The following is a 7,606-nucleotide window of genomic DNA, read 5'->3' on the forward strand; positions in this document are numbered from 1 at the left end:
TTAGCGCTGAGCTTTCTTTCTCTCTTTTCCATTGGGTTAATGCTGAGCAGTTAACTGTTGATTGCTCATTACTTCTTTCTGGTAGCTGCCTAATACGATCTCTGCGCCTTTATAGGATAGGTGGTTAGCATCGGTGTACATGGCGTTGTTATCGCCTACCTTCATTGCACATTTGCCTTGCTGACAGATGTAACTGGTAAGGTCGACAAACTCCACATGTTCAAATTGTTCAAAGTACGCTACCAGCGTTGCAACATGATGCGGGTGTGACTGCTTCGGCGAAAAGTCACATTCATTGCCTGTGTTATCACCAAATAATTGTGCTTTCCATAAGCATTCGCCAATAGCATGCGGTGCAGAAGGTGTTGGACCAAAGACAACAATCTCTCGGTCTTCTAGCTCGTTCAAAAGATGGGTGAGCGACGCTTGGTAATCTTGCTTAGAGAGCTCTTTATTGAAGTTAGAAGAAATCACCACACGTCGAATTGAAGGCGTATTCCGAATAGTTTCGACTGCATCGGTGAAGAAGCTTCGACACGATAGATTATTGACTCCTGCAATCATGTCGACATAACCAATCGCACAAGAATCTTGTGTAAGCTGGACAACTCCCGTTGGTGTGTCATTCGCGAGTTGCTGAACAAAGACCATGCTGTGGCTGTTACCCAATACAGCGACAGTAGGCTGGGAAGATGAGGAGCAGGTGTCATTGATGCCGGTATTACCGTTACATGCGATGCCGTAGCCGTTGTTCACGCGCATGGCTTCGAAAAACGCGCTACGGTCGGGAAAGCCTCCATTTTTATGACCGACGACACCAAAAACAAGCAACGGCAGGGTGACTAACACAAGTGATGCAGCAAGTGTTCTCATGTCGATTTTCTTGCGGCTACGGAAAGGCTTTTCAACAAAGCGCCAAGTTAGGTAAGAAAAGGCAAATAGAGCCACTAGATAAAACGTTAGGCTGAACTCTTGTCCGGCAGTAAGTACGTAGCGATAAAAAACCAGCAATGGTATGTGCCACAAATAAAGGCTGTAGCTTATCAATCCAACAAAAACCACCGATTTGAGGCTTAGAGCTTTACCCAGCGTGTTGTCTTTGGATGAGAACAAAATGATAAGTGCGGTGCCAACCACAGGGATTAACAGCATGATCCCAGCGCCATCTTTTGATTTATCAAACAACAAAGCAGAGGCGAGAACTAGCGTTAAACCAATCATGGCTATGGTGTTGTTGGGTTTGATGACGGTTTTGCGCATCACTAGGGCAATCAGAGAGCCCGCCGCCAGTTCCCACGCACGAGAGAAAATCATGTAAAAGGCGAAATCAGGATCACCACTGGCGTACCAAATAGTCATCAGGCTTAGTGCAAACACCGCAATGAAGAAGGTGAGGTAAGACATGAGTTTGCCACGTGCCAGAAGCATAAGCAGAAGAGGGATCACAATGTAGTATTGTTCTTCTACACCTAAGCTCCAAGTATGAAAGAGCGGATTGGCTTGTTCTTCCAGCCCAAAATAATTGTGCCCTTTGAGGTAAAGCAAAACATTAGAAGCGGACAGAATGGAAGACACAGAAAACTCGCCCACCTCTTTGTGTGCGTGGGGAAGGAACAACCACCAAGAGAGTAGATAACATACTGCAATAACCAACAGCAGTAAGGGTAGAATTCGACGAATACGGCGCTCGTAGAAATCAGCAAGGCTGAATTGGTTCTTATCCAAATCGTTTATCACAATTGTGGTAATTAAATAGCCACTGATCACGAAAAACACATCTACGCCGATAAAGCCACCAGCAAACGCTTTGATGTCTGCATGGAAAAAGATCACCAATAGGACCGCAATCGCTCTTAATCCATCTATTTCTGCTCGGTAAGTCATCATCATCTCTCCCTAGTCAACAAACTCACTAACGCAAAATACGCACCAAAAATTAGGCTCATAAAATCAGTGAGTTAAAAACCACTCTGAAGATGAGAAGAGTTTTGCAGGGTGACTTCTTATATTGATTTTCATTTTGAAAATTTAAAACTCATCGGTTTCTAGCAAAATGACGTGCTACGGATGTAAATCAAAGAACGGTTGAATGGAAGTTTTTATACTCGGAGCTAAGTGAACAAACACAGAAACGAGGCTATGAGCCAAAACGATATTCAAGCCAAGATTGCTAGCTTTACTTGTATCGAAGAAGCTTTGGATTACTTCGATATTGGTTTTGACAGCCGCTTTATTGATAAACACAGAGTGGAGTTAGTGAAGCGCTTCAATGGCTATTTGATTCTGACTAAGCCTGAAGATTGGTTTGCGGCTCGCCGTGCATTAAAGAACGCATACTGCAAAGTGCAGCGAAGTTTGTTGGATAAAACCACACGCTCGGCTTGTCGTGGTTGCACTTCTTGTCAGCGTCGTTAGAACGCCTTTCAATACCCAAACCATAATGTCAGGCAACACTGGGCGCTAAAAAAAGAAACCCCGCAGATGCATTCAAACTCATCTGCGGGGTTTTTGTCTATTCAACTTGCCTATTTAACTAATTAAGCTGAACTAAGCTAGCTCAACGATTTAGTTTGCTTGGTAAGTTGGGTAATCCAACAGACCTTTCTCGTTACCACCAAACAGCGTCGCAGGATCGTGAGCCGCTAGCGGGTAATCGTTCTTGATACGGTTCGGTAGGTCAGGGTTCGCGATGAACGGACGACCAAAGCCAACCATATCTGCCAAGCCACTTTCTAGAGCTACAGCCGCTTTCTCTGTGTTGTAGCGACCAGCATAAATGATGGTGCCTTTGTAAGCTTCACGAACGGCTGTTTTGAACTCAGCAGGCGTATCTGGTGCGTCATCCCAGTCTACTTCTGCAATGTGCATGTAAACAACGTTTAGCTTATCAAGCAGTGCCGCAGCAGCTGTGTAAGTTTCTACTGGTGTTTTATCTACAGTACCGTTTAGTGACGTAAACGGAGCAAGACGAACACCAACGCGATCAGCGCCAATCGCTTGAGTCATCGCTTCAACCACTTCACTCAAGAAACGTAGACGGTTTTCAACCGAACCACCGTATTCATCTGTACGGTTGTTTGCTTCAGAATCGATAAACTGGTTTACAAGGTAGCCGTTTGCTGCGTGCAGTTCGATACCATCAAAGCCCGCTTCAATCGCATTCAATGCCGCTTGACGGTACTCTTCGATAACCACTTTGATGTCTTCTTTCGTCATCTCACGTGGTTCTACCACGTCAACGAAACCAGGCTCATCTGTGCCGTTATCGATAAACACTTTCACGTTTTCTGCTTTTAGTGCAGAAGAAGAAATTGGTTGTTCGCCACCGATGTTGTCAGGGTGAGTCACACGGCCTACGTGCCAAAGTTGGGCGAAGATCGCACCGCCTTTTGCGTGTACTGCGTCAGTGACTTTTTTCCAGCCTGCGATTTGCTCTTGGCTGTAAATACCCGGTGTCCAAGCGTAGCCTTGACCCATAGGTGATGAGAGAGGAATATCAAAAATAAAAAAATGTTAGTTTAGAGAGAAAGTGAGAGAAGTGCCCATTCTATAAGGGGTGAGAGGGATTTAAAGCGAGTTCATGATCCTTTTTAAAAACCCGCTTAAAATTGTCTTACGGAAGACCAAAAATAAAAAATTATAGCCAGCCAAACCCTTTCGCCATTAGTCCTGCTAGACCTAGAGTTGCGCTAATAATTACACCAAACGTAATGCGGAAGTCTCTATCGTGTATTTGTTGACCATTTTTGATATCTGTCTTTATTTCAGCAATATCACGCTTGATGTATTCAACGTCACTTTCAAGCTTTGCTACTCTTACTTCTAATGGCATTGGTGGTTCTCCTCCGTTTCCGAAAGGCTTTAGATTGTCCTCTCTAAAGGTATATTGTAATACATTATTGCTCATCTTTGCCCTCATCAGAAAGATAAGTATGAATTAGCGAAGATACAACGTTTCTTATGTCCCCACACTCCGTACATACAAGCATAATCGCGCCATAGTATGCATTGTTCTCTTCATGGCTTCCATCATTGTGAGTTTCAACATAAAGCCTTCTTTGGTAAGCAATTTGTTCATCACCAACATCTACGCTCGGGATATTAATTCTCTTGCACCCACACATTGCGCACTGTTTTGTTATCTTCTTGGCTTCTAGAAACTGCGTTACTTCTTCGAATGTTAGATAACTCTTATCTTGTTTCATGTACTTGTTCTCGACGCTCTTCTTTGTCATATAGCCCACATTCACCATTTTCATGAACTGGGCATTCAAAATTACCACGACCTGTCATCAAGCACGAGCCATCAGGCTGCATGTAAACGCATTGCTTGACTGGTTTCGCTACGCGTCTTCTAGTCCTTGGCTGGCTGGCTGGCTGGCTGGCTGGCTGGCTGGCTGGGTCTACCCATTACCATAACTACTTCTCCTATTACGCGCATACGGTCTTGCATTAGCTCCTCGTGGCCTATGAACTCTTCAGGGTATTCGGGGTTGTCACTAATGATGCGATACCCGTTTTTTTGAAGACTATATTCAAGGCGTTTTACCTTTAGTAGTCCGTCTATGCTAATGACATGAACACCACTCAAAACCTTATCCGCATTGAACTCTACGCGTTTTAACAGCAAGTCGTCGCCGCTTTCTATGTATGGAGCCATTGAGTCGCCTTTGGCCTCAACAATAAGCAGTTCGGCATGAGACAGTCTATTTCGCTTTAAATACTCATCGCTAAACGGGTAGTACTCTTCAATACTTTCTTCCTCTATGTATGAACCGCCACCAGCGGCGGCAGACACATTAACTTTCTCTATATAGTTAATGTGAGCGAGCGTGAGGGTGTTATTGTCTTCGTTTGCGCTGACGTCGCTATCATTACCAGTGGCAAGCCATTGCAAGCTAACACCTTCGGCTTCGCATATCTTCTTCGCTCTACCTATAGACGGCTCTGTTCCTTTGTTTACATAAGCGTTTAGTGTGGCTGTCGATATCCCCCACAGCTCAGCTGTCTCTCTTGTTGTTCGTTTGCTTGAGAGAAATTTCAACCGCTCTTTTAGCGATCCTTTTCTATCGGAGAGAAAAGGATCCAAGTCGCTATTTTTTTTCTCTTGATCCGTTTCCTTGTAACCCATTGTTTTACGTACCTTTAAAAAATAAATTGAACAAAAAAGCAGCAAATGAGAAAAGGATCGAAAAATCTACCTTGCATTGGGAGAAATTGCGATCAATACTTACCTGCGTTGATTATTTAAATAAGTAAATTTTGCTGATTATTGATGTTAGTAATCAGCGAATAGTATCAAACCTTGATGAGGAGATCACTATGTCGCCAATTGCAGACATGCATCGAATTGACATTGTCGCCGCACTTCACAAAAAAGGCTTAACAGTTCAAGAGCTATCCGTTGAAGCTGGCTGGAGTAAAGGAACATTGTCTAATGCGCTTAGCCGACCTTGGCCTAAAGGGGAAAAAGTGATCGCAAAAGCGCTTGGAATGGAGCCTCAAGATATCTGGCCTAGCCGTTATCAGGAGGTTGCGTGATGTACTACACAGTAAAAGAACTGGTCGGTATTTCTGGCATGCCAACAAATGAGCGTAATGTTCGTATCACTTTAAACAAATTGGCAAGTGACGATCAAAAGCGTAAGCGCGAAAATGTAAGCAGTAAAAAACCCATTGAGTACCACATTGATTGCCTACCAGCCGAAACTCGCACAGCCCTTCTGCAGCAACAAGCTGCTGAAGAAGTAGAACAGGCTGAATCTGAAGAAGTTCGTAAAGTAAGTAGCGAAGAACTTTGGTATGAGTTTGACCTTGCCTCTGAATCCCAAAAGGAACGAGCCAAGCATGCGCTTGAGCTGTGCTTACGTGTTCAAAAGTATGTAGATAATGGCGAGAAGCTTGTTGCAGCAATGAAGCAAGTCGCGGCTGAATCACATGTTACTTATGCACGCATTCATCGTTGGTTCTATATCAGTCCCGCTTTGCGCACAAAACATATTCCACAAGGTGATTGGTTGCCGTCTTTACTTGATGGTCGCGGTGGTGCAACTCGCACGGCGCACATCCCAGAAGAAGCGTGGGAGTTCTTTAAAGCGGATTACCTTCGCCCTGAAATGAAATCAGGCACAGTAATGGAGTGTTACCGTCGCTTAGAAAAATTAGCGAAAGATAAAGGTTGGGAGCTGCCTTGCCACAGGGTCTTTACTGCTCGCATTAAGCGCGACATTCCAAAAGAGCTAGTTATGCTCAAACGCTTTGGTAAAGCCGAGTTTCAAAAAAGCATGCTACCGTCACAGCGTCGTTCTCGCGCAGGTTTGCATGCCATGCAGGTTGTTGCTGGTGATGGTCACGTTGCTCGTGTGTTCTGCAAGACAGACGACGGCAAAATATTTCGACCTACCATCTGGGGTTTTATTGATGTTTATAGCTCGATGATAGTTGGTTACAGCGTCGATGTATCTGAGAACACAGAGATGCTCGGTATTGCCATTCATCGAATGGTGAGTAAGTTCGGCACTCCGTCACTATTTGTTCTTGATAGAGGCTCTGCCGCATTGAGTGAGGCTATGACAGGCGGTATGTCTCGTCCTAAGCGTGACGGTAGCGGTAAGTTGAATCATAAAAAATTCGATACTTATGAAGTTGAAGGTGTCATCAAGTCGTTAGGTGCGGACGTTAACTGGATAAAGAGCGTGGACGACGATGAAGGTCGTTCTGGTAACTCTCGCGCAAACCCGATTGAACGTTCGTGGCACTCAAAAGGAGGCATCGGGCAATTTGAACGAGAGCCAGCTTTCGCTAAGGCGTACACAGGCTCGTCCATTAACGACAAACCATCGAACTACAACAGTAAGAACGCAGTATCCATTGAGTTGTTTTTAACCATGCTTGATGCATGGGTTCATGAGTGGAACAACCGCAAAGGGCGACGAACTGAAATGGCTAAGGGGCAAGGTCTTAGTTTTGCTCAAGTGTTTGAGCGCAGCTATGAGCAGTCAGCGATTGCCAAGCCCACCAGCGCACAATTGGCGCTTTGTTTATTGCGTACACGCAAGGCGGTTAAGGTACATAACGGCGGCATTGTTGAGCTTAATGCTGGCAACTACTCCAAGCATTTGACGAACCGCTACCAATCCACGCTGCTTTATGAGCATGTCGGGGAGAAGGTGAAGCTGCGCTTTAACCCTTATGACCTGACTCAGTTTGTTTTGGCCTATACCGAAGATGATCGCCTAATCGGCAAAATCCCACTTTATGAAGATGTGGACTTTGTTGATGCAGGTGCGGCTCGCCGTCAACGTCTACTTGGTGAAAGCGAACTGGCACGGACTGAAATGATGGGTGATTTGATGATCACAAAATCTATCGACGAACTAGCCGAAGTGCTTGCACCAAAAGAGCACGAAAAAACAGACATCGGTGGCCCTGTACCTGGTATCACGAAGATGGTGCCAAGCATGCCTAGAACGCTTGATGACTTTAGTGATTTCGATATGGGAGAAAAAACAAAACGCGCCGTTGGTCATGACGCGTCTTGGGATGCTGATGATGACTACTTCAATGATGATATGACCCGAGTAATACAACAGCAATTTGGAAAGAA

At 44.8% G+C, this 7,606-nt stretch carries 7 protein-coding genes and 1 pseudogene; 3 read left to right on the forward strand and 5 right to left on the reverse strand.

Features of this window, described 5'->3' with window-relative positions; translation table 11 throughout:
• Window positions 1-36 precede the first annotated feature (36 nt).
• Complete coding sequence (locus QTO06_RS23025; protein WP_331409995.1) at window positions 37-1,884, reverse strand: acyltransferase family protein; 1,848 nt, start codon at window positions 1,882-1,884, stop codon at window positions 37-39.
• 255 nt (window positions 1,885-2,139) lie between these two features.
• Here QTO06_RS23025 and QTO06_RS23030 point away from each other — a divergent pair, with 255 nt between their 5' ends.
• Window positions 2,140-2,415 (forward strand): nitrogenase-stabilizing/protective protein NifW, encoded by a 276-nt coding sequence (locus QTO06_RS23030; protein WP_005441361.1) that lies wholly within the window; start codon window positions 2,140-2,142, stop codon window positions 2,413-2,415.
• Between the two features lie 150 nt (window positions 2,416-2,565).
• On the opposite strand, the pseudogene QTO06_RS23035 reads toward QTO06_RS23030, so the two are convergent.
• From QTO06_RS23035 to QTO06_RS23050, 4 genes and pseudogenes are all read right to left on the reverse strand, one after another.
• A pseudogene (locus tag QTO06_RS23035) lies at window positions 2,566-3,483 on the reverse strand (alkene reductase); the annotation flags it as partial.
• Window positions 3,484-3,637: 154 nt separating this feature from the next.
• Window positions 3,638-3,907, reverse strand: a complete 270-nt coding sequence (locus QTO06_RS23040; protein ID WP_331409985.1) for a hypothetical protein — start codon at window positions 3,905-3,907, stop codon at window positions 3,638-3,640.
• A complete protein-coding gene (locus tag QTO06_RS23045; protein WP_191685249.1) occupies window positions 3,897-4,205 on the reverse strand; it encodes a hypothetical protein in 309 nt (102 codons plus the stop codon). The genes QTO06_RS23040 and QTO06_RS23045 overlap by 11 nt, the downstream gene beginning before the upstream one ends.
• 149 nt (window positions 4,206-4,354) lie before the next feature.
• On the reverse strand, window positions 4,355-5,131 hold the full coding sequence (locus QTO06_RS23050; protein ID WP_331409990.1) for a S24 family peptidase: 777 nt from the start codon (window positions 5,129-5,131) through the stop codon (window positions 4,355-4,357).
• 191 nt (window positions 5,132-5,322) lie between these two features.
• Here QTO06_RS23050 and QTO06_RS23055 point away from each other — a divergent pair, with 191 nt between their 5' ends.
• On the forward strand, window positions 5,323-5,541 hold the full coding sequence (locus tag QTO06_RS23055; protein ID WP_102589860.1) for a helix-turn-helix domain-containing protein: 219 nt from the start codon (window positions 5,323-5,325) through the stop codon (window positions 5,539-5,541).
• The coding region (locus QTO06_RS23060) for a transposase domain-containing protein (RefSeq protein WP_331409992.1) at window positions 5,541-7,606 on the forward strand (2,066 nt) is incomplete at its 3' end. The genes QTO06_RS23055 and QTO06_RS23060, both read left to right, overlap by 1 nt.

Origin of the sequence: Vibrio sp. M260121 (assembly GCF_036533715.1) — a bacterium.
Taxonomy (GTDB): domain Bacteria; phylum Pseudomonadota; class Gammaproteobacteria; order Enterobacterales; family Vibrionaceae; genus Vibrio.

Excerpts from the sequence above, each read along its gene's own strand:
- QTO06_RS23030 (WP_005441361.1), top strand. The coding sequence starts at position 2,140 with ATGAGCCAAAACGATATTCAAGCCAAGATTGCTAGCTTTACTTGTATC.
- QTO06_RS23025 (WP_331409995.1), bottom strand. The coding sequence starts at position 1,884 with ATGACTTACCGAGCAGAAATAGATGGATTAAGAGCGATTGCGGTCCTA.
- QTO06_RS23040 (WP_331409985.1), bottom strand. The coding sequence starts at position 3,907 with ATGAGCAATAATGTATTACAATATACCTTTAGAGAGGACAATCTAAAG.
- QTO06_RS23055 (WP_102589860.1), top strand. The coding sequence starts at position 5,323 with ATGTCGCCAATTGCAGACATGCATCGAATTGACATTGTCGCCGCACTT.
- QTO06_RS23050 (WP_331409990.1), bottom strand. The coding sequence starts at position 5,131 with ATGGGTTACAAGGAAACGGATCAAGAGAAAAAAAATAGCGACTTGGAT.
- QTO06_RS23045 (WP_191685249.1), bottom strand. The coding sequence starts at position 4,205 with ATGAAACAAGATAAGAGTTATCTAACATTCGAAGAAGTAACGCAGTTT.